Below are 23,846 nucleotides of genomic sequence, written 5' to 3'. Positions count from 1 at the left end.
TCTCCTGAGGCTCTCCGCGCGGTCAGGCCGCGCGGATCGCTGGAACGGGGGTCGCTCCGAGGATCGCGTCCTCGGCGGGAAAGAGGGCGCGCAGGGTCTTGAGCGCGTCGAGGCGCCGATCGGCCTGCATCTGGCTCTCGAGGGCGGCGAGGCCCTCGAGGATCGCCGCGCTGGTGAAGGCGCGCCGCGCCCCCGCCAGATAGCGCTCGTAGAGGAGCGCGGCCTGGCCCGCGGCGGCGGGATCGACGAACATCGTCTGGATGACGAAGTAGAGCTGCCGCAGCGGGCTCGTCGTCTCCTCGGGCTGCATCACGTGGTGCTCGAGGAGGAAGGTCGCGTCGTTGAGGAGTTCGAGCGTGGTCTTGCGCTCGGCGCGCAGCACGGCGCCGTTGACGAAGATGCGCTCGCCGGCGCGCAGCGTCAGGCGAAGGGTCGAGCGGCTCATCGCAGGCCCTCCGCGATCATGACGTTGATGTCGATGATGTCCTGGAAATCCTCGGTGCGGCGCAGCCGCAGCGCCTCGGCCTCGCGCAGGACCCACAGCCCGATCGAGATGAGGTCCGCGCGCAGCTTGACGGGCAGGTCGTTCTCGCCCTGGGCGAGATCCTCGATCAGGATCGCCCAGAGCTGGCGCACGTAGTGCAGCGCCTCGATCGTCTCGCGGGAGGCGACGCCCGCCGCCTGCGCACGGCGCAGGAGCGAGATCCCGTGCTCGACCGCCTCGCGCTCGCGCGCACGCGTGTCGCTGAAGGTGTCCTGGACGACTTCGGCATAGGAGAATTGGTACATGCTCGCCTCGTCTTGTCAGAGGTAGCGGATCAGGCTCAGAGACCGGACCCGTGCCGTGACGCTGTAGGAGATCTCGATCTGGCTCATCAGCGCGTTGACGCGCGTCGCGGTCTCGAACGGATCGACGTTCTCGAGGCCGGTCACCTGCTTCGTGAGGATGTCGCGCTGGATCGCCATCCGCTCGGAGGCGTCCGCGACGCGGTTCTGCACCACGCCCAAGCGGGCCTGGATGGTGGTGAATTGCGGGATCGCGCTCCCGACCCCGTCGAGCGCGCGCTCGAGCACGGCCTGCATGGCCCCGCCGGTGAGCGCGCTGCCCTGGCCGATATCGGCGAGGAGCGTGTAGGCCATGAACAGATCGCGGACGCCGCGCTCGTTGGCGCTCACCGAGGAGGAGATGGTCTCGTTCGTCGAGATCCGGCTGACGATCGTCTGGTCGGAGGCCTGCGAGAACAGCGTGCCCCAGGAGGGATCGTCGAAGAGCGCGCCGAAGGTCGTGGCGACGAAGTCGTCGATGTCGGCGCGGCTCAGCGCGGCGGCGGCGGGATCGTTCGGCGGGAAGCCGAAATGCGTCTCGAAGGAGTTGCGCACCGCGTCCCGCGCCGGAGAGGGCGTGCCGAAATAATTGGCGAGCGGCGGCTCGTCGGTGTTGATGCCGGCGAACAGGTATTGGCCGGCGAGGTTGGAATTCAGCGTGCCGATCAGCCCGCGCAGATTGACCTCCGCCTGCTGGCCGGCGATCTCGAGCGCGTTCGGATTGTCGCGCAGCGCGATCAGCATGCCGAAGAACTCCTCGGCGGTGCCGCGCGCGCTGGTCAGCGCGGCCTGGACGGTGTCGAGCCGGCTCGCGACGAGGCCGTTCGTGTCCAGCATGGTGGCGATGCGGGAGAGATCGCCGCGCAATTCGACGCTGCGCCCCGTGCGCGCGCCGATGGCGAGCCCCACGTCCGCATGGCGGCCGGAGGACAATTCCTGCGATCCGCGCGCGAGCTCGGATTGCAGCTTGACGAGCGAGAGCCTCGTGGCGTTCGCGATCGCCTGGGTGGAGACGGCGGTCGTCTTCATGGGGGTCACCTCACCGCGTCGAGAAGGGCGGCGAGCATCGTGTCGACCGCCTTGATGATGCGCGCGGACGCGCCGTAACTGCGCTCGAGTTCGAGCATCAGGGCGAGCTCTTCGTCGAGATTGACGCCCGTCTTGTTCGACAAGGCCTCGGCGGTGCGCTCGAGGAAGGTCGTGTGGTAGGTCGCCTCGCGATCCGCGTGCTGGCGGGCGGCCTCGAGCCAGGAGACGGAGCTCGCCGCGAAGCGCGAGAGGCTCGCCGACGGGTTGACGCCAGCCCCCGGATCGAATGCCTGGGGCGCTTCGAGCGCGGCGAGCATGCCGCGCAGCCGGTCGGAGAAGGAGGCGGCGCCCGTGCCGTTGGCCACGTAGGCGGCCCCGTTGAAGCCGCCGTCGCGGATGAGCGCGAGCGCGCCGCCGGTCTCCGGATCGGCGAGCGGGTTGACGCGGATCGTGCTCGCGAGCCCGTCGATCGGCAGCGCCCCGGGAAGCGCCGGCCCGCCCGGCCAGCCGAACAGGCCGGCGAGATCGGGGCCGCCGCCGCCGGAGACGTCGCTCTCGGCGAATGCCATGATCAGGCCGCGCGCGATCTCGTCGATCTGGCGCTGATAGGTCGGCGCGGCGACGTCGCGCAGGGCCGCATGCCCCGCGAGCGCGCCGCTCTTGACGCGCATCGTCGCGTCCGGCCCGACGATCGGCACGCCGTCGGCGAAGACGTTCTTGCCGGGCAGCCCCGCCTGGTAGGCGAAGGTGCGCTCGAAGGTGACGGCGCGGGCGCTGCGCTCGAAGAGCGTCACGCCGCTGTCGGTATAGATCACCATGTCGTTGTCGCCGCGCGTCAGCGTGGTGATGCCGATCTCGCGCGACAGAGCGGTGAGGATGCGCTCGCGGGTGTCGAGGTGGTCGGTGATGTCCGCGCCCGTGGTCGTGCCGACCACGATCGCGCGGTTGACCGTCTCGAAGCGGGCGAGGAGGTCGTTGATCGTGTCGACCGAGGTCGCCATCTCGGCATCCGCGATGGCGCGGGCGCCCTGCACGGTCTGCGCGGCATTGCCGATGCGCTCGGCCAGATCCTTGGCGCGCGAGAGGCTGGCAGCGGCGAGAATCGGGTCGCTCGGCGTCTCGGCCTGCATCTGGAGCGCGTTCGAGAAGGCGCCGAGCGCGCCGGCGACGGAATAATCGTCCTGCGGATCGCCGATCGTCGCGGCGAGCCGCTGGAGCCCGTCGAGATAGGCGGTGCGCGCGGCGGCGTCGGACGTCGCCTCGATCATGCGGGTGAACAGGGCCCGGTCCGCCGCGCGCCCGATCGAGGCGACGAAGCTCGTCCCGAGCCCCGACGTCGCCACGAGCGCGGTCTTGCGGTTGAAGCCGGCCTCGCTCGCGCCGGTGATGTTGCGCGCGACGATCGCGGTCTGCTGCGCGTTGGTCGCGAGCCCGGACGTGGCGGAGTTGAGGGCGAGGGAGAGCGACATCTTCTGTTGTCCTCGTTGGCCGGAGCGCGCCGGCTCGGGCGCGTCCTACGCGCTCAGCGCTTCAGGTTGACGAGCACGTCGAGCAGCTCGGCGCCGGTCTGGAAGACCTTGGAATTCGCCGTGTAGCTGCGCTGGGACTCGATCATGGAGGTCAGCTCCGAGGCGAGGTCGACGTTCGACTGCTCGAGCGCCCCGGAGACGATCCCGCCGAGGCCGCCCTCGCCGGGCATGCCGAGGCGGACCTCGCCGGATTCGAGGCCGATCGAGAAGACGTTGCCGGCCTCCGGACGCAGATTGTCCGGGCTCGCCACGTTCGCGAGCGGCACCCGCCAGGTGGCGCGGCGCTCGCCGTTCTCGAAGATCGCCCAGACGATGCCGTCCCCGCCGATCTCGACGTCGCGGATCGCCGAAGGGGCGTTGCCGTCGACCGCCGCCGCCATCACCGTGTAATCCGCCGCGACCTGCGTCATGCGCGAGAGGTCGAGCGCGAGGGGCTGGCCGTTCGGGATGGCGATGTTGAAGCCGGGCGCGCCGGTCGCGGCGCCGGTCGTCGGGTCGAAGCCGAGCGTGACCGTGTCGAGCGGGCCGCCGGCATAGGGGAAGCCGCCGCCCGGGGCCGCGTCGGCGCGGTTGAAGACGCTCGCCTGCCAGGTGTTCGGCCCGGTCTTGGCGAAATAGACGTCGAGGATGACGGTGTTGCCGAGATTGTCGAAGGCGACGAGGGAGGACGTGGAGGTGTAGGTCGAGCCCGCGACGTTGTCGGCGGGCAGCGCGCCCGGGGCGATCACGTCCGCGTTCGAGTTCACGTTCGCCGCGAAGACGCCGGTGCGCGAGGGCGTCGCCTCGAGCGCCGTCTGGGCGACGTTGATGGGCTGGAGCCCCTGCAGCGAGTTGACCACGATGCCCGAGCCGCCGTCGATCGGCACGCCCATCAGCCGGAAGCCCGCGGCGTTGACGAGATCGCCCGCGCCGTTCGGCACGAAGGCGCCCGCACGGGTCAGGAAGGGGGTGCCGCCGGCGTCCGAGACCACGAAGAAGCCGTTGCCCTGCACCGCGAGATCGGTGGCCGATTGGGTGAAGGTCAGGGCGCCCTGCTGCGAGATCGCGTGCCGCACGTTGGTGACCACGCCGCCGGACGTGTACTGCCCGGAATTGTTGCCGAGGATCAGCGACGAGAACTCCGTGAAGGAGCGCTTGTAGCCGTTGGTGTTGGCATTCGCGATGTTGTCGGCGACCGTCGCGAGCTTGCTCGACTGGGCCGACATTCCCGACACGCCCGTGCGCATCACGCCGTAGAGGCTCATGGCCACGTCTCCTGAGTGGTTCGTCGCGGGCAGTTCACCAGCGCGACCTTGCGCGTGGCTTTCCCCGACGGCGGCGATGTCCGCTCGCACGATCGGCGGATCGCGCGATGGGCGGAGGGCGACAGGGCGGCACATCTGCGCGTGCGGTCCCGGTCTTGCGCCGAGGCGCGGGTTTGGCCAATGCTACGCGCGGGGAGGACGACCAAAGTCCATGTCGCTCGACGTCGTCGCCTTGCGGGCCTTCTATGCGAGCCCTCTCGGTGAAATCGCGCAACGTTACGTGAGCCGCGCGCTCGCGGGCTTCCTCGCGCCGCCGGCGGGCGCGCGGGTGATGGGGCTCGGCTACGCGACGCCCTATCTCGAGGCGGCCCGCTTCACGGCCGAGCGCGTCATCGCCTTCATGCCGGCGCGGCAGGGCGTCGTCGCCTGGCCGGAGGACGCGCGCGTGTGCTCCTCGCTCGCCGACTCGCTGATGCTGCCGCTGCCCGACGCCTGCCTCGACCGCGTGCTCATCGCGCACGCGCTCGAGACGAGCGAGGACCCGGCCGAGCTCTTCTACGAGACGTGGCGGGTGCTGGCGCCGGGCGGGCGGCTCGCGGTCGTGGTGCCGAACCGCTCGGGGCTCTGGGCGCGCATGGACACGACGCCCTTCGGCCACGGCCAGCCCTATTCGCGGGGGCAGCTGAAGGCGCTGATGCGGCGCACGCTGTTCACGCCCGAGACCTGGACCGAGACGCTCTACGTACCGCCGGTGCCGAAGCGGGCGACGCTCTCCGCGGCCGGCGCGCTCGAGCGGATCGGCACGCGGCTCTCGCTGCCCTTCGCGGGGGTGCACGTGGTCGAGGCCGTCAAGCAGCTCCACCGGCCGCTGATGGTCCGCCAGACCCGCCGCGGCGCGCGCTTCGTGCCGGTCCTGGTCCCGTCGCCGAGCGCCAACGGGGCGTGAGCGTCCCTCGGGCCGTCACCGAATCGGTCTTGCCGATCGCGACAAAGATCCCCGCTGGTGCCGCGTCGCGTCTTCCCGCGGGGCGGCTTCACCGGTGTCATCCCCGGCCGGAGGTCGCTTGCGACCGGAGGGGAAGGGGACCCAGCACGAAAATCGCTTGCGAAGCAAGCACTTGCTTGCGGCGACCAGCCGCCTGGTCGGCGGCGCGAGCGCTTGCTCCGCAAGCCTCTTCCTGTGCTGGGTCCCCTTTCCCTGCGCACGCTGCGCGTGCTCCGGCCGGGGATGACACGGAGAGAACCGATGGTCCTTACGGGGATGTCGAAGCCTCGCCTCAATCCCCCGCCTTCTTCTCCTCCTCGCGGCGGCGGCGGCGTTCGGCATAGGCCATCGCCTCGCCGACGATGCCGCGCCGGAAGAGCAGCACGACCACGACGAAGATCGCGCCCTGGATGACGAGCACCCATTCGCCGAAGCCGGCGAGGTAGTTCTGCATCGTCACGATCACGGCGGCGCCGACGACGGGGCCGAACACGGTGCCTATGCCGCCGACGAGCGTCATCAGCACGACCTCGCCCGACATCTGCCAGGCGACGTCGGTGAGCGAGGCGATCTGGAAGGCGATCGCCTTCGTCGCGCCGGCGAGCCCGGCGAGCGTGGCCGAGAGGGTGAAGGCGAGGAGCTTGTACTGGTCGGTCTTGTAGCCGAGCGAGACGGCGCGGGGCTCGTTCTCGCGGATCGATTTCAGCACCTGACCGAAGGGGGAGTGGATCGCGCGGTAGACCACGAGAAAGCCGAACAGGAAGATCGCCAGGACGACGTAATAGAGGTTCACGTCGTTGCGCAGGTCGATGATGCCGAAGAGCGGCCGGCGCGGGATCGCCTGGATACCGTCCTCGCCGCCGGTGAAGGGCGCCTGCAGGCAGAAGAAGTAGAACATCTGCGCGAGCGCGAGCGTCACCATCGCGAAATAGATGCCTTGTCGACGGATCGCGATCGAGCCGGCGACGAGCCCCATCAGCCCCGCCGCGAGCGTGCCGGCGAGGATCGACAATTCCGTCGACCAGCCCCACACCTTGACGATGTGGCCGGTGAAATAGGAGGCCCCGCCGAAGAACATCGCGTGGCCGAAGGAGAGGAGCCCGACATAGCCGATCAGGAGGTTGAACGCGCAGGCGAACAGCGCGAAGCAGAGCACCTTGATCAGGTAGATCGGGTAGAGCACGAAGGGCGCGACGAGCGCGAAGACGAGGAGCCCCGCGATCAGCGCCTTCGTCGCGGGCGAGAGCGGCTCGGCGACCGGCGCGGCGAGAACGGCGCGCTTCTCGCGCTCGACGGCGGATTTGGTGATCGTCTCGGTGGCCATGGCGCGCTTCCCTGTCACTTCGCGGTGCCGAAGAGGCCGGCGGGTTTGATGAGAAGGACGATCGCCATGATGACGAAGATCACGGTGTTGGAGGCCTCCGGGTAGAACACGCGCGTGAGGCCCTCGATGATCCCGAGCGTGTAGCCCGTCACGATCGCGCCCATGATCGAGCCCATGCCGCCGATCACCACGACCGCGAAGACGACGATGATCAGGTTGGCGCCCATCATCGGCGAGACCTGGTAGATGGGCGCGGCCAGCACGCCCGCGAAGGCGGCGAGCGCGACGCCGAAGCCATAGGTCAGCGTGATCATCAGGGGCACGTTGATGCCGAAGGCCTGGACGAGATCCGGCCGCTCCGTCGCCGCGCGCAAGTACGAGCCGAGCTTGGTGCGCTCGATCATGTACCAGGTGCCGAAGCAGACGACGAGCGAGGCGACGACGACCCAGGCGCGGTAGTTCGGCAGGAACATGAAGCCGAGATTCTGCCCGCCCGGCAGCGGGTTCGGATAGGGCTGCCCGGAGACGCCGTATTGGGTGCGGAACAGGCCCTCGATGATCAGCGCGAGGCCGAAGGTGAGGAGGAGCCCGTAGAGGTGGTCGAGATGGTAGAGCCGCCGCAGCATGGTGCGCTCGATGGCGATGCCGAGCGCGCCCACCAGGATCGGCGCGATCACGAGCGCGCCCCAGTAGGGAACGCCCGCCACGGTGAGCAGGATGTAGGCGACGAAGGCGCCCATCATGTACTGCGCCCCGTGCGTGAAGTTGATCACGTTCAGGAGCCCGAAGATGACCGCCAGGCCCAGACTGAGCACGGCGTAGAAGGCGCCGTTGATCAGCCCGAGCATCAGCTGCGCGAAGAAGAGTTGGGGCGGTATGCCGAGGAGCTCGAACACGGTCTCTCGTCCTGTCGGGCTTGGGGACTAGCCGGGCTTGGGGATTTGCCGGGCCCGGCGACTTGCCGGGCTCGGGGATTTCGGCGGGCGGATCCCCGCGGGCCGGAGGCCGGCCCGCGGGGACGCTGGTTCGGCCGGTAGGCTCAGTTCACGAGCGCGCAGCCGCCCTCCTCGAGGGGACGGAAGGCCTGATCGGCGGGGATCGTGGCGCGCAGGTTGTAATAGTCCCACGGACCGGTCGAGTCGCCCGGCGCCTTGACCTCGAAGAGATACATGTCGTGGATCTTGCGCCCGTCCGCGCGGATCTCGCCCTCGCCGAAGAGCGGATCCTCGGTGGGCATCTCCTTCATCTTCTCGACGACCGCCGCGCCGTCCTCCGGCGAGCCGACCTCGGCGACCGCCTTGAGATAATGGAGGACGCCCGAATAGACGCCCGCCTGGACCATGGTCGGCTTGTTGCCGCGGTTGGCGGCGGCGAATTCCTCCGCGAAGGCGCGGTTCTCGTCCGTCATGTCCCAGTACCAGGCTTCCGTGAACAGGAGGCCCTGGGCGTCGTTCAGGCCGAGCGCGTGGACGTCGGTGATGAACATCAGGAGCGCGGCGAGGTTCTGGCCGCCCTGGACGATGCCGAATTCCGCCGCCTGCTTGACCGAGTTGACGGTGTCGCCGCCGGCATTGGCGAGCCCGATGATCTGGGCGCCCGACGCCTGCGCCTGCAGGAGGAAGGAGGAGAAGTCCGAGCCCGGGAAGGGATGGCGCACGGAGCCGCGCACGTCGCCGCCCGATTCCTGGACGACCGCCATCGTGTCGCGCTCGAGCGCGTGGCCGAAGGCATAGTCCGCCGTGATGAAGAACCAGCTCTCGCCGCCCGTCTCCACGATCGCGCGGCCGGTGCCGTTGGCGAGCGACCAGGTGTCGTAGGTCCAGTGGACGGTGTTCGGCGAGCAGGCCGCGCCGGTCAGGTCCGACGTCGCCGCGCCGGACGAGATGAACACCTTGTTGCGCTCGCGCGTGAGCTCGTTGACGGCGAGCGCCACCGACGAGGTCGGCACGTCGACGATCATGTGCACGCCGTCGCGGTCGTACCATTGACGCGCGACGGTCGAGCCGACGTCGGGGCGGTTCTGGTGGTCGGCCGAGACGATCTCGACGGTGAGCCCGTGGGCGGCCGCGTCGAAATCCTCCACCGCCTTGCGCGCGGCCCAGACGGAGCCCTGGCCGGTGAGATCCGAATAGAGGCCGGACTGGTCGTTCAGGACGCCGATCCGCACGAGCGTCTGCGCGCTCACGCTCGAGCTCGCCATGAAAGCCGCGGCCGCCAATCCCATGAACAGCGTTTTCGTCGACATGGTTCTCCTCCTCCGTTGCGGCGCGGCTCAGACGCCGAGATATTCTTGCAGCTTGTCGAGGCTCGAGCCGACGTCCTCGTTTCTGATCATCTCCGCGACATGGCCGTGCTCGACGATGTAGTGCCTGTCGGCGACGGTGGCGGCGAAGTGGAAGTTCTGCTCGACGAGCAGGATGGTGAAGCCCTTCTGCTTGAGGCTGCGGATGATCTCGCCGATCTGCTGGACGATCACCGGTGCGAGCCCCTCCGTCGGCTCGTCGAGGAGCAGGAGCTTGGCGCCCGTGCGCAGGATGCGGGCGATCGCGAGCATCTGCTGCTCGCCGCCCGAGAGCTTGGTGCCCTGGCTGCTCTTGCGCTCGAGGAGCCGCGGGAAGAGGCCGTAGACCTCCTCCACGCTCATGCCGCCGGGGCGCACGACGGGCGGCAATTCGAGATTCTCGCGCACGTTGAGGCTCGCGAAGATGCCGCGCTCCTCCGGCACGTAGCCGATGCCGAGCCGGGCGATCTTGTCGGAGCGCATGCCGATCGTCTCGACGCCGTCGTAGCGGATCGAGCCCGAGCGGCTCTTCACGATGCCCATGAGCGCGCGCATGGTCGTCGTCTTGCCGGCGCCGTTGCGGCCGAGCAGCGTGACGACCTCGCCCTCCCCGATCTCGAACGACATCCCGTGCAGGATGTGGCTCTCGCCGTACCAGGCGTGGAGATCGTCGACCTTCAGGAGCGGCTCAGCCATGATGCGCCCCCGCGTCCTTGCCCAGGCCGCTGCCCATATAGGCCTCGACCACGGCCGGGTTCTCCGACACCTCCGAATAGGGCCCCTCGGCCAGGATCTCGCCGCGCGCGAGCACGGTGATCCGGTCCGACAGATCGGAGACGACGGAGAGATTGTGCTCGACCATCAGCACCGTCCGGTTCTGCGCCACGCGGCGGATGAGCGCCGCGACTCGGCCGATGTCCTCGCGGCCCATGCCGGAGGTCGGCTCGTCGAGGAGGAGGAGCTCCGGGTCGAGCGCGAGGGTGGTGGCGATCTCGAGCGCGCGCTTGCGGCCGTAGGGCAGCTCGCCCGCCGTCAGACGGGCATAGGGCGCGAGACCGACGTCCTCGAGCAGCTCCATCGCGCGGGCATTGAGCGACGACAGGCTCTCCTCCGAGCGCCAGAAGTGGAACGAGGTCCCCAGCGCGCGCTGGAGGCCGACGCGCACGTTCTCGAGCAGCGTCAGATGAGGAAAGGTCGCGGAGATCTGGAAGCTGCGCACCATGCCCATGCGTGCGATGTCCGCAGGCTTGGTGCGAGTGATGTCCTGACCGTTGTAGATGATCTTGCCGCGCGTCGGGTCGAGAAACTTCGTGATGAGATTGAAGCACGTCGTCTTTCCGGCCCCGTTCGGGCCGATCAAGGCGTGTATCGAACCACGACGAACCTTGAGATTGACGGCGGAAACCGCCGTAAATCCCTTGAACTCTTTCGTCAGGTCCTGCGTCTCCAGGATAACGGCGTCGGTCATCAGGTCCCCTCTTTGGACCATTTTTTTGCAGTTTGAGCGCGTTTCCGGTTCTCGGTCAAGCTGCGGAACCGGTTTTCTTCACGAATCTCGGCTGTCGGAACGATTGTCCCGTCCGCGCTTTGCGAGGCTGCGCGTCGATCGCGAACGCTGGCATAAGCTCATGGGAGAGCCTCGATGTTCTATGTGGACAACCGCCTTCAATTCCCCGTCCGGGTCGAAAGTCCCAATCCCGTTTTCGCCCGCGCGCTGCAGCAGGCCATCGGCGGCGTCGAAGGCGAGGTGCGCGTCGCGCTCCAATACATGTTCCAAGCCTTCGGCGCGCGCGGCGGCGACGGTCGCCATCGCGATCTCCTCATGAACACCGCCGCCGAGGAGCTCGGCCATATCGAGATGCTCGCGACCGCGGTTGCGCTCAATCTCGAGGGCGCGCCGCTCTCGATGCAGGAGGAGGCCGCGCAGGACCCCGTCGCCGGCCACGTGATGAACGGCATGAACCTGCGCCACATCCTCTCGACCGGGCTCGCGGCGCTGCCGGCGGATGCGGAGGGCGTGCCCTTCGACGCCTCGCACGTCTATGCGAGCGGCAACCTCGCCGCCGACATGCTCGCCAACGTCACGGCGGAAGCGACCGGACGCGCGCTCGCGACGCGCCTCTACGGCATGACGCAGGATCCCGGCATGCGCGAGATGCTCGCCTTCCTGATCGCGCGCGACAACATGCACCAGCAGCAATGGCTCGCCGCGATCGAGGACATGGGCGGGCTGCAGGCGGCAATGCCGATCCCCAATTCCTTCCCGCTCGACCAGGAGAACCAGGACTTCAGCCACGTCCTCCTCGGCTTCCAGGCCGACGGCAGCGCGCCGCCCGAAGGGCGCTGGTCGCAGGGGCCGACGATGGACGGCCGGGGCGAGTTCTCCGCCCGCCACATGGAGCCGCTCGGCGAGGAGCCCGAGCTCGCCCCGCCGCCGCCGGGCTCCGGCGCCCAGGAAGAGCAGATGTGAGGTCGGCCATGAAGACGGCGATCGACAGGCGCGCCGCGCTCGCGGCGCTCGGCTCCGGGTTCGCGCTCGCCGCGGGCGCCGGGGCGGCGCGGGCCGGCGCGCTCGGGCGGGACGCGGGAGGGGACGCGCGCCTCGTCGCGCTCGCCGAGAGCACGATTTCCGGTGGCGAGATCGTACCGAGCCCGCCGCCCTCCGGCACGCGCCTCGCGCTCGCCCCCGCCCCCGAGCGCCGCTTCTCGCGCGACAGCCTCGCCGCGCGCGACGGCGAGGGCCGCACCCTCGGGTATTTGGCCGGGCGCGACGCGCGGCTCATCGCGCCCCTCCTCGCGGCGGGGCTCCCGATCGAGGCGCTTGTGGTCGGCCGCGCCGGGCGCCGGAGCCTCCGCGTGCGGCTCGAGGCCCGTCTCGCCGGTTGAGTGCCCACTTCCCCGCGCGAGAAACGCGTCTCGCGTGGGGACATCCATCGCAATACGCGCATGGATGTTGCGCTGCCGCGCGCATCCCCGCAATATGGCTGTCAAAGCCTGGGGAGGACAGCGTGAACAAGGACCCTCGAACCACGATCGTCATCGCCGACGATCACCCCCTGTTCCGGGGCGCGCTGCGACAGGCGCTCGGCGGGTTCCTGGAGGATGCGACCGTGGTGGAGGCCGGCGGCCTCGACGAGCTCGTCGCCGTCCTCGCCCGGGAGCCGAGCGTCGACCTCGTCCTCCTCGACCTGACGATGCCGGGCGTCCAGGGCTATTCCGGCCTCATCTACCTGCGCGCGCAACATCCCGACATCCCGGTCGTCATCGTCTCGGCCAACGAGGATCCGGTGGTGATCCGCCGCGCGATCGGCTTCGGCGCCTCGGGCTTCGTGCCGAAATCCCTCGACATCGGCGCCATCGGCGAGGCGATCCGCGCGGTGCTCGCCGGCGACGCCTGGACGCCGCCGGACGTCGACCTGCATGCCCGCGAGGACGACGAGGCGGTCGAGATCTCGCGCCGCCTCGCGACGCTCACCCCCCAGCAGGTGCGCGTGCTGATGATGCTCTCCGAGGGGCTCCTCAACAAGCAGATCGCCTACGAGCTGAGCGTGTCGGAGGCCACCGTGAAGGCCCACGTCTCGGCCATCCTGCAGAAGCTCGGCGTCGAGAGCCGCACCCAGGCCGTGATCGCCGCCTCGAAGGTCGGCGCCACCGCGAAGGCTCCCGCCTCGATCGAGTGACGGGTCAGTCCGTGTTCAATCCTCGATCGGCGCGGCCGCGGCCTCGGCGATGCCGCCCGCCGCGAGCCTGGCGCAGGCGTCCTGCCAGATCGCGGTATCGAGATAGGCGTGGATCGAGACGACCGAGAACCAGCGCATGCGCACGACGTGCACGCCGCTGTTCACGTAGTCGGAGCCGTCCGCGAGCGTGGCGCGATCGGTCCACTCGACCGTCGCCGTGGTATCGCCCGGCCAGCCGGCGACGGCGATGCGGTGCACCTCGAAGCGTAGCGTGCGGTTCAATCGGAACAGGCGCTCGAACCAGCGACGCATGCCCTCCTTCGTATGCCGCGTGCCGCCGAGCGGATGCTCGCCCAGAAAGCGATGCTCGAAGCGCTCGGCCATGCCGGCGAGCGCGGGCTCGTAATCGCCCCGGTCGAGGCTCGCGAAGGTCGCGGCGACGCGGCGGCGGACGATGGCGTGATACATGGCGGCCTCCGGTCAGGCGCGGGCGAGGCGCGGGCGGCGGAACAGGCGCTGCAGGCGGCCCTGCTGCCACAGCGCGAGACCCGACAGCGCGACGAGCGGCACCAGCGAGGCGCGCGCGATCAGCGTCGCCGTCGGGTCGAGGTGGAGCGGCGAGCAGACGTAAGCGGCGAGGAAGGAGCCGACGACGATGTGGGTCCAGCGGATCGCGGTGCGGAGCGTCGTGGGGGACATGAGGGCCTCCTGAGAAGTTGACGATGTCAACATTGCATCATGTGTTGACGCTGTCAACATGTTCGTGCGATCCATCGCGCATGACCACGCACGCCCCGAAGAGCCGCCCCTATCACCACGGCGATCTGCGCGCCGCCCTCCTCGCCGCCGCCGAGCGGCTGATGGCGGAGACCGGCAGCGCGTCCTTCGGCCTGCGCGAGGTCGCGCGTGCGGCGGGGGTGAGCCACAACGCGCCCTACAACCATTTCGCCGATCGCCGCGCGCTTCTCGCCGCCGTCGCGACGCGTGCCTTTGAGGATTTGCGCGCCGCGCTCGAAGCCGCGCGCGACGAGGCCGGCGCCGACCCGGTCGCGCGCCTGCGCGCGATCGCGCAAGGCTACGTCGCCTTCGCCGGGCACGCGCCCGCCCGCTCGCGGCTGATGTTCGGCGCCGAGCTCGCGAACCATCCGGACGCTGCCCTGCGCGACGCGAGCGCGGCCGCCTTCGATATCCTGCGCGCGACGATCGCCGAGGGCGTCGCGGCCCGCCGCCTGCGCGCCGACCCCGCCGGCACCCACGCGCTCGCCGCCTGGGCGCTCGTCCACGGCCTCGCGACGCTGGCGATCGACGGCCGCACCGGCCCCTCCGACGCGCCCGCGCTCGCCGCGCTCACGGGAAGCGTGGCGGATACGCTGATCGAGGGCCTGCGCGCGCGGTGAGCAATGCGCGGGCGAACCAGGGGCTGTCATCCCGGGCCGCGAAGCGGACCCGGGACCCAGAGACTCGACGATTGGTCGAGCGCGCATGCGCGCTCGTTGCGCGACCGGGCAGCGTCGATCATGTGGCGCAACGCAGCCTACAGGCTGCGAAACCGCCGTCGTGTTCATGGGTCCCGGATCGCCTTCGGCGTCCGGGATGACAACCAAGGGGCGTATTGCCTGATTCCGTGGCTTCCGGCGTCGCCTCACATCGCCGGCAGGATCGCGATGTCGCGCACATCCCCGTCGAGACCCTCGACCCGGCCGATCTCGGTCGCCTCGCCGGTCCCCAGATCGACCGTCGCGAGACGCGCGTCCGCCATGAGATAGGCGACGTTCTCGCCCTCCTGCGGCGTGTGGATGTCCATCGCGAAGCCCGTCGCGTCGAGGCCGAGCGCGCCGACCGTGTTGAGGACGCCGTCGTTGGGCGGGTCCTGCAGGACGAGGGCCCCGGCCCCTTCGTCGATGTTGAAGAGCATCGTCGAGGACGGACGGCCGATCGCGTTCGTATAGGCGCCCGTGACGATCCGCGGCGTCGCCTCGGCGAACGCGTCGCCCGCGGCGAAGGCGTGGCTTCCGTCCACCACCACCTCGCCGGTGTCGACGTTCACGCGCAGGCTCGTGCCGTCCGAGCCCATCAGGCGCAGGCGGTCGGCGGCAGGGTTGAAGTCGACGATCGCCGCGACGCCCTCGGGCAGCATCGTGTCCAGCCGGGAAACCTCCGAGGCGGCCCCGGTCTCGGGGTCGATCGTCACGATCGTCCCGTCGGCGACGACGCCGTAGAGCAGACCGTCGCTCGAGCGGACGTCGATGCCGAGAAGGGCCCCGTCGAGCCCGCTCACCGCGACCTCGCGCACGGTTGCGAGGCGCTCGATGTCGACGATGGCGATCGTCGCGTCGTCGACGAGGGCCGCGAGCGTCAGCGCGCTCGCGGGCGTGCCGAGGGCGGTGGCGGCGAGAAGCGTCGCGGGAAGGATCATGCGGGTCATCTCGAGATCTCCTGTTCGTGGCGTCGCCGGCCTCGGCGAGCGGATCGATCGCGGCCGGCGAAGGCGAGGTACGTGCGGGGGGGCCGGCGGGTTACGACGGAGGCGATTTTTTTCCACGGCGGCAGCGGGTGGTTTTTTCCGGCCACGCCCTAGCTTCCCTCGCGCAAGTCGGAACGGGAGGGCTCCAGGTGTCGATCGAACGCGCCGCGCCGCGCGTGGGGCCGGAGGGGGATGAGGAGGATCTCGCCGATCTCCTCGCCGCGATCGCGCGCGAGGATTCGAGCGCCTGCGCACGCCTCTACGAGCGCACCGCCGATCGCCTGTTCGGGATCGTGCGCGCGATCCTGCGCGACCACGCGCTCGCCGAGGAGGTCCTGCAGGACGTCTTCGTCCTCGTCTGGCGCCGTGCGGAGCGCTTCGATCCCGATCTCGGGCGGCCGATGACGTGGCTCGTCACGCTCGCCCGCAACCGCGCGATCGACGTCGCGCGGCGCCGGCGCGAGGTCACGCTCGCGCCCGACGAGGAGGGCGGCGACCCCTTCGCCGCGATCCCCGACCCCACCGACGCAGCCGAGAGGCTCGCCGACCGCGCCGCGCTCGCGCGCTGCCTCGGCCTCCTTCCCGCCGACCTGCGCGCGATGATCGTCGCGGCCTATTGCGGGGGCTTCTCGCGCGAGGACCTCGCACGGCGTTACGATCGCAAGGTGGGCACCGTGAAGGTGCAGCTCCATCGCGGGCTCCAGAGCCTGCGCTCCTGCCTCGGTGATGCCCGATGAGCGACGAGCCGGACGACCTCGAAGCCCTGGCGGGCGAATACGTGCTCGGCACCTTGCCGGAGGACGAGCGGCGCGCCTTCGCCCGACGCCTCGACGAGGACGCCGACGCGCGGCGTGCGGTCCGCGCCTGGGAGGAGCGCCTTCGCCCGCTCGCCGACGCGATCCCCCCGCAGGCGCCGCCGGCTCGCGTGTGGTCGCGCATCGCCGCCGCGATCGGCGCCGATGCCGCGGGCCGATCGGGAGAGGGAGCCGCCCGCGCGGACCTCGTTCCCGCCGCGGCGCTTCTCGCCATGCGTCGCTCGCGTGGGCGCTGGCGCGCGAACGCGATCCTCGCGAGCGCGCTCGCGGCGCTGCTCGTCGTCTTCGTCGCCGCTCCCCGGGAGCCGGTGGCGCCGCCGTCGACGCCTGCCGGCGAGAGCTATCTCGCGATCGTCGATCGCGGGGAGGCGCTGCCGGCGCTCGTCGTGCGCATCGACCTCGCGGCAGGCCTCGTGCGCATCATCGACCTCGCGGCCGAGGCCCCGCCAGAGCGCACGCTGGAACTCTGGTACGTCGCCGAGGGCGCCGCGCCGCGCTCGCTCGGCCTCGTCGCGGACGGCGCGCGCCCCCTCCCCTTCGCGCTCTCCCCCGGCGCGCTGCTCGCGGTGAGCGTCGAGCCCGAGGGCGGCTCGCCGACGGGCACGCCGACGGGGGACGTCGTCTATACGGGGCGGCTCGTCAGGGAGGAGTGAGGGGTCGCGCATCATTCGGCACGCCGCCTGCCACGTCGGCGGGCCGCGCGCGGGGCGCGAGAAGCGCGCGCACGAGCGCGCCGTGGACGGCCTCCGGCAGCCAGCGCTTGAGGCCGTGGAGGAGATGCGCGTCGGGGCCGACGAGCACCCGCGCGGGCGGGTCTCGCCGCTCGACGACGCGCAGGATCGCCGTCGCCACGCGCTCGGGCGGGCTGCCGAGGCGGTCGACCGCGCCCGCGGTGCGCGCGAAGGCGGCGAGGCCGGCGGCATAGGTCTCGCGCCGCTCGGGCGGGAGCGCGGCGATCGCGGCCTGCGCCTGGGCGCCCGTCGCGCCGATGAAGGGCGTGCGGATGCCGCCGGGGCAGATCGTGGTGACGCGCACGTTCTGCGCGTAGAGCTCCGCGCGCAAGCCCTCGCCGATGCCGAGGAGCGCGAATTTGGAGGCGTGGTACCAGGCCTCCCAGGGCAGGCCGAAATGGCTGCCGACCGAGCCCACATTGACGATCTTCGCCGTGCGCCGACGCGATGCCGCGCGCGCGAGATCGGGCAGGAGCGCGCGTGCGAGCGCGAGCGGGCCCATCAGATTGACCGCCATCAGATGGGCCGCGTCGGCCGGGTCCGTGTGCTCGAAGGGCGCGACGAGGTTTCGCCCGGCATTGTTGACGAGGGCGACGAGCCCCTCCCCGGCCGAGACCTCGCGCACGCGCGCGACGGCGGCCTCGACGTCGGCGTCGCGCGTCACGTCGAGCAGGATCGGCGCGAGCGTTCCGGAGGCGTCCGTCGACAGCACCTCCTCCTCGAGCCCCCGCCCGTCCGCCTGCCGCCGCACGCCCGCGAACACGCGGTAGCCCTCGTGCGCGAGACGCAGAGCGGTCGCGCGCCCGATGCCGGTCGAGCATCCCGTCACGAGGATGAGACCCTTGTTCTGCTTCGATGTCGTCACGATGCGAACCTCCTTGTCGCGATGGAGGCGCGCACGCTAGACTGTGCACCAAGGTGCACGGTCAAGAGGCTTTTTCCGCGATGGCGATGACGATCCGCGATTTCGAGCAGGCGACGGGCGTCCCGCGCACCGCGATCCGTTTCTACGAGCGCAAGGGGCTGCTGCGGGCGGAAGAGCACCCCTCCGGCAACGGCTATCGCCTCTTCGGCGAGGAGCATGTCGAGCGCGTGCGGCTCATCCGCCTCGCCCAGTCGCTCGGCTTCTCGCTGCGCGAGATCGCCGGCTTTCTGGCCCTCTACGATCGCGGCGCGGTCACGCTCGCGACGAGCGCCGGGATCGTCGCGCAGAAGCGGCGCGAACTCGCCGAGAAGCGCGCCGAGATCGAGGCGCTGGACGCCTATCTCGCCGCGATCGAGGCCTGGATCGCGAAAGGCGGCACGGGGCCGAAGCCCGCGATGCCGAACACGCTCGGCGGCGATGCCTGCGCGACGCTGGAGGCGTCCGCGCGGAGCGCGCCACCGTTGCGGCGTCGCGCGCCCGCGCGCTGACGCACGCTCACCGAGCCGCGGCGTCGAAGGCGTGCGCGAGCCGGGCCACGGCATCGCGGGCGGCGGCGATCTCCTCGGGCGGGGCGTCGGCGAAGGCCTGTCCGATGGCGGCGCCGAGGCGCCCGTAGGCGGCGTCGGCGGCTCTCCTGGCGGAGGCGGTCAGGCGCGCATCGCGGCGGCGGCGATCGTCGGCCGCGGCCACGCGCTCGACATGGCCGGCCCGCTCCAGCCGATCGAGCAACGCGGTCACCGAGCCGCTCGCGAGGCCGAGCTCGCCGCCGAGCCGCGTCGGGCTCACCGCGCCCGCCTCCATCGCATTCACCGCGCGCAGGGCCGTGCGATCGATGCCGAGCGCGGCGGCGACGCGCCCGTCGAACCGCTCGATCGCGCCGTAGAGCGCGCGCACGGCGCCGAGGAGCGCTTCGAGCTCGGCCGTGTCGTCCTGTCGCATGTCCCGCCCCGACGGCTCCGCTTATATCTCGATCATCGAGATATTCGATCGTCGAGATGATAGGAGCGTCCCCGCCATGTGGCAACACCGCTTCACCCACGATACGGATCTTTCCGTCGACGCCATCTGGCCGGTGATCGCCGACGTGGCGCGTTGGCCGGAGGTCGACCACAACATCAAGGCCCTGGAGATTTCGGGCACGCCGGGGCCTGGGGTCGCCTTCGTGCTGAAGCCGAAGGGCGGGCCGCGCCTCGCCTTCACCATCGGCGCCTTCGACGCGCCGCACACCTATTCCGACATCTGCCGAATGCCGCTCGCCCGCATGGAGACGACCCACCGTCTGGCCCCGCGCCCGGAGGGCGGCACGCGGCTCGTCGTCGAGATCGCGATCACCGGCCCGCTCGCGCGCCTCTGGGGCGTTCTCGTCGGCCGCAAGCATGCAGCCGGGCTGCCGGCGCAGACGCAGCGCATCCTCGTGCGCGCCGCGGCGCAGGCGCGCAGCGCGGCCTAGTCGCCGCCGCCCTCGTTCAACACGCGCCCCTCGCGGCGCGGCGGCATCAGCGGCTCCGGCTGCATGGTCTTCTGGTGGAGGATGTCGAGGCCGGCCTCGATGCCCTCGAGCTTCTGGAGCGCGAGGCGCACGGCGTCGCGGCGGCGCACGTCGTCCTCGACGGAGGCCGCGCGGGCGGGGTCGATGCCGAGCGTCTCGAGCACCTCGCGACCGGCGCGGATCGCGCTCTCGAAGGTGTCGCGCACCATCAGCGTGACGCCGATCTCGTCGAGCGCGATGGCGTGGGTGCGGTCGTAGGCGCGGGCGTAGATCGTCAGGAGCGGATGCGTCTGGCGCAGCATGCGGCAGATCGCGAGCGACACGTCCGGATCGCGGATGCACACGAACACGACGCGCGCCTCCGCGATGCCGGCCGCGCGCATCACGTCGAGACGGGTGCCGTCGCCGTAATAGACCTTGAAGCCGAAGCGCGCGGCGGTCTTCACGCGCTCGGGCGCCTTGTCGATCAGCGTGGTCTCGACGCCCTCGGCGAGCAGCATCTGCGCCGCGATCTGACCGAAGCGGCCGAAGCCGACGAGGAGGACCGAGCCGCGCGCGCCCTCGAAATCCTCCTCGAGCGCCTCCGGACTGCCGCGGCGCGCGACGAGCCGCTCGCCGAGAGCCGCGAGCGGCGGCGCGGCGATCATGGACAGCGCCGCGATCGCCACCATCAGCGAGACCTCGCCCTGCGAGACGAGGCCGAGCTCGCCCATCAGGGGCGCGAGCACGAAGGCGAACTCGCCCGCCGCGAGGAGAACGAGCGCGATGCGGACCGATTCGCGCGGCGAGGAGCCCGCGAGCCGGGCGACGAGGGCGGTCGCGAGGGCCTTCACGAGGAGGTAGGCGCCGAGGAGACCGGCGACGAAGCCCGCCTCCCGCAGGACCGCCGACACGTCGACGAGCATGCCGACGCTCATGAAGAAGAGCGCCAGGAGGAGCCCGCGGAAGGGCTCGACATCGGCCTCGATCTGGTGGCGATAGGAGGACCCGGCGAGCATCATGCCCGCGAGGAACGCGCCGAGCGCCATCGACAGGCCGGCCGCGCGCGCGGCGAGCGCGGCGCCGATGACGACGAGGAGGGCGGCCGCGCTCATCACCTCGCGCGCGCCGGTCGCCGCGACGATCCGGAACAGCGGGTCGAGCCCGTAGCGCCCGACGAGGACGATGCCGGCGACGACGCCGATGGCGAGGAGCGCGTCGAGCCCCGGCGAGCCGGTCGCGCCTGCGCTCGCCGCCGCCCCGCCGATCAGGATCGGGGCGAGCGCGAGCACGGGCACCGTCGCCACGTCCTGGGTGAGGAGCGCCGCGAAGCTGCGCTGGCCGTAGGGGCAGGCGCGCTCGCCGCGCTCCTCGAGGAGCTGCAGCGCCACCGCCGTCCCCGACAGGGCGAAGGCGAAGCCGACGAGGCCCGCGGCGACCGGCGCGAGGCCGAGCGCGAGATGGGCGAGGAGCCCGATCGCGGCGCCCGCGGCGAGCATCTGCCCGAGCCCGAGGCCCAGGATGTCCCGGCGCAGCGCCACGAGCCGCGAGAGCCGCGTGTCGAGCCCGATCACGAACAGGAGGAGCACGATGCCGAGCTGCGAGAGCCCCATGACCGCCTCGGCATCGTCGAAGACGCCGAGCCCCGAGGGCCCGATCGCGAGGCCGGCGGCGAGATAGCCCACCGCCGTGCCGAAGCCGAGGCGCTTGAACAGAGGCGGCGCCACGATCGCGGCGACGAGGAAGGCGATCGCTTGCGGGAGAAAGGCGTCCATCGGCGGCTCCGGTCGCCGCCCAATGTCGGATGCGAGCAGGGCCGTGGCAAGGGCGGGAGACCGGAGGGCGGCGATCGCGTGCGTGCCGGTGGCGCGCGGATGAGGTGACCCTCACCCCCCGCGCCGCAGGATCTCCCCATAATCCCGCGCCTCGAAGGCGACAGGGCTGGTGCGGGCGGAGGAGGAGCTCGTGGCGAGACGGGCGATCTCCTCGTGGAGGGCCGGGGCGACGCCGAGCGCGGCGAGGCGCGGCAGGCCGGCGCGGGCGACGAAGGCCTCGAGCGCGCCGAGCGCCGCGTCCGGCGCGACGCCGAGCGCTCGCGCGGCCATCGCGTCGATCTCGCCCAGGCGGGCCTCGAGCGCCGAGCCGGCGGTTGCCGCCGCGCGCAACCGCTCGAGCACGGGGACGAGGAGCGCGCCGCAGACGGCGCCGTGCGGCGCGCGCGTCATGCCGCCGATCACGCCGGCCAAAGCATGCACGCCGCCGAGCCCCGCATGAGCGAGGGCCAAGCCGCCGCACAGGCTCGCATAGGCCATCGCGTCGCGCGCGCCCGGATCCTCCGTCGCACCGTCCTCGCCGGTCAGCCGCACGAGGGCGGCGAGCCCGCCCGGCAGCGCGGAGCGGACGAGCGCGTCGGTGACGGGGCTCGCGCGCAGGCTCAGGAAGGGCTCGACGAGCTGGCTCAGGGCGTCGAGCCCCGAGGCGAGGGTCACCGCGCGCGGGGCGCCGTCGGTCAGCGCCGGATCGACGATCGCGATCGCGGGCACCATGCGCGGATCGCGCAGCGAGACCTTGCGGCCCTCTTGCGGCACGCCGATCACCGCGTTGCGGGTCACTTCAGCGCCGGTGCCGGCGGTGGTGGGAAGAGCGAGCATCGGGAGAGGCGCGGCACCGAGCGGCAGGCCGCGCCCGACGACCTCCAGATGGTCGAGCGGGGCCCCCTCCCCCGGCGCGAGCGCCGCGAGCGCCTTGGCGAGATCGATCGCCGCCCCGCCCCCGAGCGCCACCACGACCTCCACGCGATGCGCCCGCGCGGCGGCGAGCGCCTCTTCGAGCATCGCGAGCGTCGGCTCGCTCGGGCACGCGATCGCGAGGAGCGCGGCGCCGGCGGCCTCGAGATCGGCGGTGAGCCAGGCCGCGCGCTCGCCTCGCGCGCCGTGGACGAGGACGATGCGCCGGCCGAGGCCGGTCGCGAGCCCGGCCGCCTCCCGCGCCCGCCCGCGGCCGAACAGGATGCGACCCGAGGGGCCGAACTCGAAGGGCGCGAGGACCTCGGCGGGCGCGCTCATCGGGTCTGCGTCCGTCGCACGGCGTCGCGCCAGCCGGCATAGCGGGCCTCGCGCGCGTTCTCGCCCATCAGCGGCTCGAAGCGCCGCTCGGCCGACCAGGTCTCGGCGAAAGTCTCGGGATCGGGATAGAGCCCCGCCTTCATGCCGGCGAGGAAGGCGGCGCCGAGCGCCGTCGTCTCGCGGATCGCCGCCCGATCGACCGGCGCGCCGAGGATGTCGGCGAGGAACTGCATGGCGAAATCGCTCTCGACCATGCCGCCGTCGACGCGCAGAACCGCCTCGCTCGCCTGCCCGAGATCGGCCGCCATCGCCTCGACGAGATCGCGGGTCTGGTAGCCGACGCTCTCGAGCGCCGCGCGGGCGAGTTCCTCCGGGCCGGTCGCGCGCGTGAGGCCGAACAGCGCGCCGCGCGCGTCGGGGTCCCAATGGGGGGCGCCGAGCCCGGTGAAGGCGGGGACGAGATAGACGTTCTGCGCGGGGTCCGCCGCCTCGGCGAGCGGCTGCGTCTCGCGGGCCGAGCGGATCATGCGCAGCCCGTCGCGCAGCCATTGCACGACGGCGCCCGCGACGAAGATCGAGCCCTCGAGCGCGTAGGTTGGGCGCCCGTCGAGCTGGTAGGCGATGGTGGCGAGGAGCCGGTTGCGGCTCTCGACCGGCGCGTCCCCGGTATTCAGGAGGGCGAAGCAGCCCGTCCCGTAGGTCGCCTTGACCATGCCCGGCCGGAAGCAGGCCTGCCCGACCATGGCCGCGTGCTGATCGCCCGCGACGCCGAGGATCGGGATCTCGCGGCCGAACAGATCGGGGCGGGTCGTGCCGAAATCGGCGGCGCAGTCGCGCACCTGCGGCAGCATCGCCATGGGCACGTCGAGGAGCGCGCACAGATCCTCGTCCCAGGCGCCGCGGCGGATGTCGTAGAGCATGGTGCGCGCGGCGTTCGTCGCGTCGGTCGCATGCACGCGCCCGCCGGTGAGCTTGTAGATCAGGTAGCTGTCGACCGTGCCGAAAGCGAGCCGACCGTCGCGCGCGGCCGCGCGGGCGCCCTCGACATGGTCGAGGAGCCAGGCGAGCTTCGTCGCGGAGAAATAGGGGTCGATCAGGAGGCCGGTGCGGGCGCGCACCAGATCCTCGTGGCCTTCCGCCGAAAGGCGCGCGCAGATCGGCGCCGTGCGTCGGTCCTGCCAGACGATGGCGTTGTGGATCGGCCGACCGGTCTGCCGGTCCCAGACGAGCATCGTCTCGCGCTGGTTGGTGATGCCGATCGCCGCGATCGCGGAGGGGCGGATGCCTGCGCGCTCGATCGCCTCGCGGGCGGTGCCGGCGGCGGTCGACCAGAGATCGTCCGGATCGTGCTCGACGAGGCCCGAGCCGGGGAAATGCTGCGGGAACTCCTCCTGCGCGGTCCCGACGCTGCGCAGCCGCGCGTCGAACACGATCGAGCGCGTCGACGTCGTGCCCTGATCGATGGCGAGGACGTGGGACAA

The 23,846-nt window shown here is 71.4% G+C and carries 27 protein-coding genes; 9 read left to right on the top strand and 18 right to left on the bottom strand.

Annotation, left to right across the window (positions count from 1 at the left end; genetic code table 11):
- Positions 1-22 precede the first annotated feature (22 nt).
- From flbT to ACK4UM_RS09530, 5 genes are read right to left on the bottom strand one after another with little or no spacing between them, the layout of a single operon-like run.
- Positions 23-445: a flagellar biosynthesis repressor FlbT gene (flbT, locus tag ACK4UM_RS09550; RefSeq protein WP_409798157.1), complete on the bottom strand. Its 423-nt coding sequence runs from the start codon at positions 443-445 to the stop codon at positions 23-25.
- Positions 442-789, bottom strand: coding sequence for a flagellar biosynthesis regulator FlaF (flaF, locus tag ACK4UM_RS09545; RefSeq protein ID WP_409798155.1), 348 nt, complete (start codon positions 787-789; stop codon positions 442-444). The genes flbT and flaF overlap by 4 nt, the downstream gene beginning before the upstream one ends.
- A gap of 15 nt (positions 790-804) precedes the next feature.
- Positions 805-1,854, bottom strand: coding sequence for a flagellar hook-associated family protein (locus ACK4UM_RS09540; RefSeq protein WP_409798153.1), 1,050 nt, complete (start codon positions 1,852-1,854; stop codon positions 805-807).
- Between the two features lie 5 nt (positions 1,855-1,859).
- Positions 1,860-3,323: a flagellar hook-associated protein FlgK gene (gene flgK / locus ACK4UM_RS09535; RefSeq protein WP_409798151.1), complete on the bottom strand. Its 1,464-nt coding sequence runs from the start codon at positions 3,321-3,323 to the stop codon at positions 1,860-1,862.
- 53 nt (positions 3,324-3,376) lie between these two features.
- Positions 3,377-4,627 (bottom strand): flagellar hook protein FlgE, encoded by a 1,251-nt coding sequence (locus ACK4UM_RS09530; protein ID WP_409798149.1) that lies wholly within the window; start codon positions 4,625-4,627, stop codon positions 3,377-3,379.
- A gap of 211 nt (positions 4,628-4,838) precedes the next feature.
- On the opposite strand from ACK4UM_RS09530, the gene ACK4UM_RS09525 reads away from it, so the two are divergent.
- Positions 4,839-5,573 carry a class I SAM-dependent methyltransferase gene (locus ACK4UM_RS09525; RefSeq protein WP_409798147.1) on the top strand — a complete coding sequence of 245 codons (735 nt, stop codon included), beginning with the start codon at positions 4,839-4,841 and terminating at the stop codon, positions 5,571-5,573.
- A 331-nt stretch (positions 5,574-5,904) separates the two neighbouring features.
- On the opposite strand, the gene ACK4UM_RS09520 is transcribed toward ACK4UM_RS09525, so the two are convergent.
- From ACK4UM_RS09520 to ACK4UM_RS09500, 5 genes are all read right to left on the bottom strand, one after another.
- Positions 5,905-6,936 (bottom strand): branched-chain amino acid ABC transporter permease, encoded by a 1,032-nt coding sequence (locus tag ACK4UM_RS09520; RefSeq protein WP_409798146.1) that lies wholly within the window; start codon positions 6,934-6,936, stop codon positions 5,905-5,907.
- Between the two features lie 14 nt (positions 6,937-6,950).
- On the bottom strand, positions 6,951-7,784 hold the full coding sequence (locus ACK4UM_RS09515; protein ID WP_409798248.1) for a branched-chain amino acid ABC transporter permease: 834 nt from the start codon (positions 7,782-7,784) through the stop codon (positions 6,951-6,953).
- Positions 7,785-7,975: 191 nt separating this feature from the next.
- Complete coding sequence (locus ACK4UM_RS09510; protein ID WP_409798144.1) at positions 7,976-9,181, bottom strand: ABC transporter substrate-binding protein; 1,206 nt, start codon at positions 9,179-9,181, stop codon at positions 7,976-7,978.
- A gap of 27 nt (positions 9,182-9,208) precedes the next feature.
- Positions 9,209-9,913, bottom strand: coding sequence for an ABC transporter ATP-binding protein (locus ACK4UM_RS09505; RefSeq protein WP_409798142.1), 705 nt, complete (start codon positions 9,911-9,913; stop codon positions 9,209-9,211).
- Positions 9,906-10,685, bottom strand: a complete 780-nt coding sequence (locus ACK4UM_RS09500) for an ABC transporter ATP-binding protein (protein ID WP_409798140.1) — start codon at positions 10,683-10,685, stop codon at positions 9,906-9,908. Before ACK4UM_RS09500 ends, ACK4UM_RS09505 begins: the two co-directional genes overlap by 8 nt.
- Positions 10,686-10,859: 174 nt before the next feature.
- On the opposite strand from ACK4UM_RS09500, the gene ACK4UM_RS09495 reads away from it, so the two are divergent.
- The 3 genes from ACK4UM_RS09495 to ACK4UM_RS09485 all read left to right on the top strand — a co-directional run bounded on the left by ACK4UM_RS09495 (position 10,860) and on the right by ACK4UM_RS09485 (position 12,897).
- Complete coding sequence (locus ACK4UM_RS09495; RefSeq protein WP_409798139.1) at positions 10,860-11,687, top strand: manganese catalase family protein; 828 nt, start codon at positions 10,860-10,862, stop codon at positions 11,685-11,687.
- Positions 11,688-11,695: 8 nt separating this feature from the next.
- Positions 11,696-12,103, top strand: a complete 408-nt coding sequence (locus ACK4UM_RS09490) for a hypothetical protein (RefSeq protein WP_409798137.1) — start codon at positions 11,696-11,698, stop codon at positions 12,101-12,103.
- Between the two features lie 122 nt (positions 12,104-12,225).
- On the top strand, positions 12,226-12,897 hold the full coding sequence (locus ACK4UM_RS09485; protein WP_409798135.1) for a response regulator: 672 nt from the start codon (positions 12,226-12,228) through the stop codon (positions 12,895-12,897).
- A gap of 15 nt (positions 12,898-12,912) precedes the next feature.
- Here ACK4UM_RS09485 and ACK4UM_RS09480 read toward each other — a convergent pair whose 3' ends face one another.
- Complete coding sequence (locus ACK4UM_RS09480) at positions 12,913-13,365, bottom strand: nuclear transport factor 2 family protein (protein ID WP_409798133.1); 453 nt, start codon at positions 13,363-13,365, stop codon at positions 12,913-12,915.
- A gap of 12 nt (positions 13,366-13,377) precedes the next feature.
- Positions 13,378-13,596, bottom strand: a complete 219-nt coding sequence (locus ACK4UM_RS09475; RefSeq protein ID WP_409798131.1) for a hypothetical protein — start codon at positions 13,594-13,596, stop codon at positions 13,378-13,380.
- Between the two features lie 80 nt (positions 13,597-13,676).
- Between ACK4UM_RS09475 and ACK4UM_RS09470 the strand changes: the two genes are divergently transcribed.
- Positions 13,677-14,294, top strand: coding sequence for a TetR/AcrR family transcriptional regulator (locus tag ACK4UM_RS09470; protein WP_409798129.1), 618 nt, complete (start codon positions 13,677-13,679; stop codon positions 14,292-14,294).
- Between the two features lie 245 nt (positions 14,295-14,539).
- Here the strand turns inward: ACK4UM_RS09470 and ACK4UM_RS09465 are convergent, their stop codons facing one another.
- Positions 14,540-15,322: a DUF4394 domain-containing protein gene (locus ACK4UM_RS09465; RefSeq protein WP_409798127.1), complete on the bottom strand. Its 783-nt coding sequence runs from the start codon at positions 15,320-15,322 to the stop codon at positions 14,540-14,542.
- Between the two features lie 188 nt (positions 15,323-15,510).
- Here ACK4UM_RS09465 and ACK4UM_RS09460 point away from each other — a divergent pair, with 188 nt between their 5' ends.
- Together ACK4UM_RS09460 and ACK4UM_RS09455 are read left to right on the top strand one after the other, a co-directional pair.
- Entirely contained in the window at positions 15,511-16,098 is a 588-nt protein-coding gene (locus ACK4UM_RS09460; RefSeq protein ID WP_409798125.1) for an RNA polymerase sigma factor, read from the top strand.
- Positions 16,095-16,829, top strand: coding sequence for an anti-sigma factor domain-containing protein (locus tag ACK4UM_RS09455; protein WP_409798124.1), 735 nt, complete (start codon positions 16,095-16,097; stop codon positions 16,827-16,829). Before ACK4UM_RS09460 ends, ACK4UM_RS09455 begins: the two co-directional genes overlap by 4 nt.
- Here ACK4UM_RS09455 and ACK4UM_RS09450 read toward each other — a convergent pair.
- Entirely contained in the window at positions 16,816-17,772 is a 957-nt protein-coding gene (locus ACK4UM_RS09450; protein ID WP_409798122.1) for an SDR family NAD(P)-dependent oxidoreductase, read from the bottom strand. The two genes, ACK4UM_RS09455 and ACK4UM_RS09450, sit on opposite strands and share 14 nt — an antisense overlap.
- Before the next feature lie 80 nt (positions 17,773-17,852).
- Between ACK4UM_RS09450 and ACK4UM_RS09445 the strand changes: the two genes are divergently transcribed.
- Positions 17,853-18,320 (top strand): MerR family transcriptional regulator, encoded by a 468-nt coding sequence (locus ACK4UM_RS09445; protein WP_409798120.1) that lies wholly within the window; start codon positions 17,853-17,855, stop codon positions 18,318-18,320.
- Between the two features lie 7 nt (positions 18,321-18,327).
- Here the strand turns inward: ACK4UM_RS09445 and ACK4UM_RS09440 are convergent, their stop codons facing one another.
- Positions 18,328-18,771, bottom strand: coding sequence for a MarR family winged helix-turn-helix transcriptional regulator (locus ACK4UM_RS09440; RefSeq protein WP_409798119.1), 444 nt, complete (start codon positions 18,769-18,771; stop codon positions 18,328-18,330).
- A gap of 76 nt (positions 18,772-18,847) precedes the next feature.
- Between ACK4UM_RS09440 and ACK4UM_RS09435 the strand changes: the two genes are divergently transcribed.
- Entirely contained in the window at positions 18,848-19,282 is a 435-nt protein-coding gene (locus ACK4UM_RS09435) for an SRPBCC family protein (protein WP_409798117.1), read from the top strand.
- Here ACK4UM_RS09435 and ACK4UM_RS09430 read toward each other — a convergent pair.
- The 3 genes from ACK4UM_RS09430 to glpK all read right to left on the bottom strand — a co-directional run bounded on the left by ACK4UM_RS09430 (position 19,279) and on the right by glpK (position 23,846).
- Positions 19,279-21,075, bottom strand: a complete 1,797-nt coding sequence (locus tag ACK4UM_RS09430) for a cation:proton antiporter (RefSeq protein ID WP_409798115.1) — start codon at positions 21,073-21,075, stop codon at positions 19,279-19,281. The genes ACK4UM_RS09435 and ACK4UM_RS09430 overlap by 4 nt on opposite strands.
- Positions 21,076-21,186: 111 nt before the next feature.
- A complete protein-coding gene (locus tag ACK4UM_RS09425) occupies positions 21,187-22,365 on the bottom strand; it encodes an iron-containing alcohol dehydrogenase (protein WP_409798113.1) in 1,179 nt (392 codons plus the stop codon).
- Positions 22,362-23,846 (bottom strand): glycerol kinase GlpK, encoded by a 1,485-nt coding sequence (gene glpK, locus ACK4UM_RS09420; protein ID WP_409798111.1) that lies wholly within the window; start codon positions 23,844-23,846, stop codon positions 22,362-22,364. The genes ACK4UM_RS09425 and glpK overlap by 4 nt, the downstream gene beginning before the upstream one ends.

This window comes from Salinarimonas sp. (assembly GCF_046292825.1).
Taxonomy (GTDB): Bacteria; Pseudomonadota; Alphaproteobacteria; order Rhizobiales; family Beijerinckiaceae; genus Salinarimonas.
This window is presented reverse-complemented; position numbering and strand designations above follow the sequence as displayed.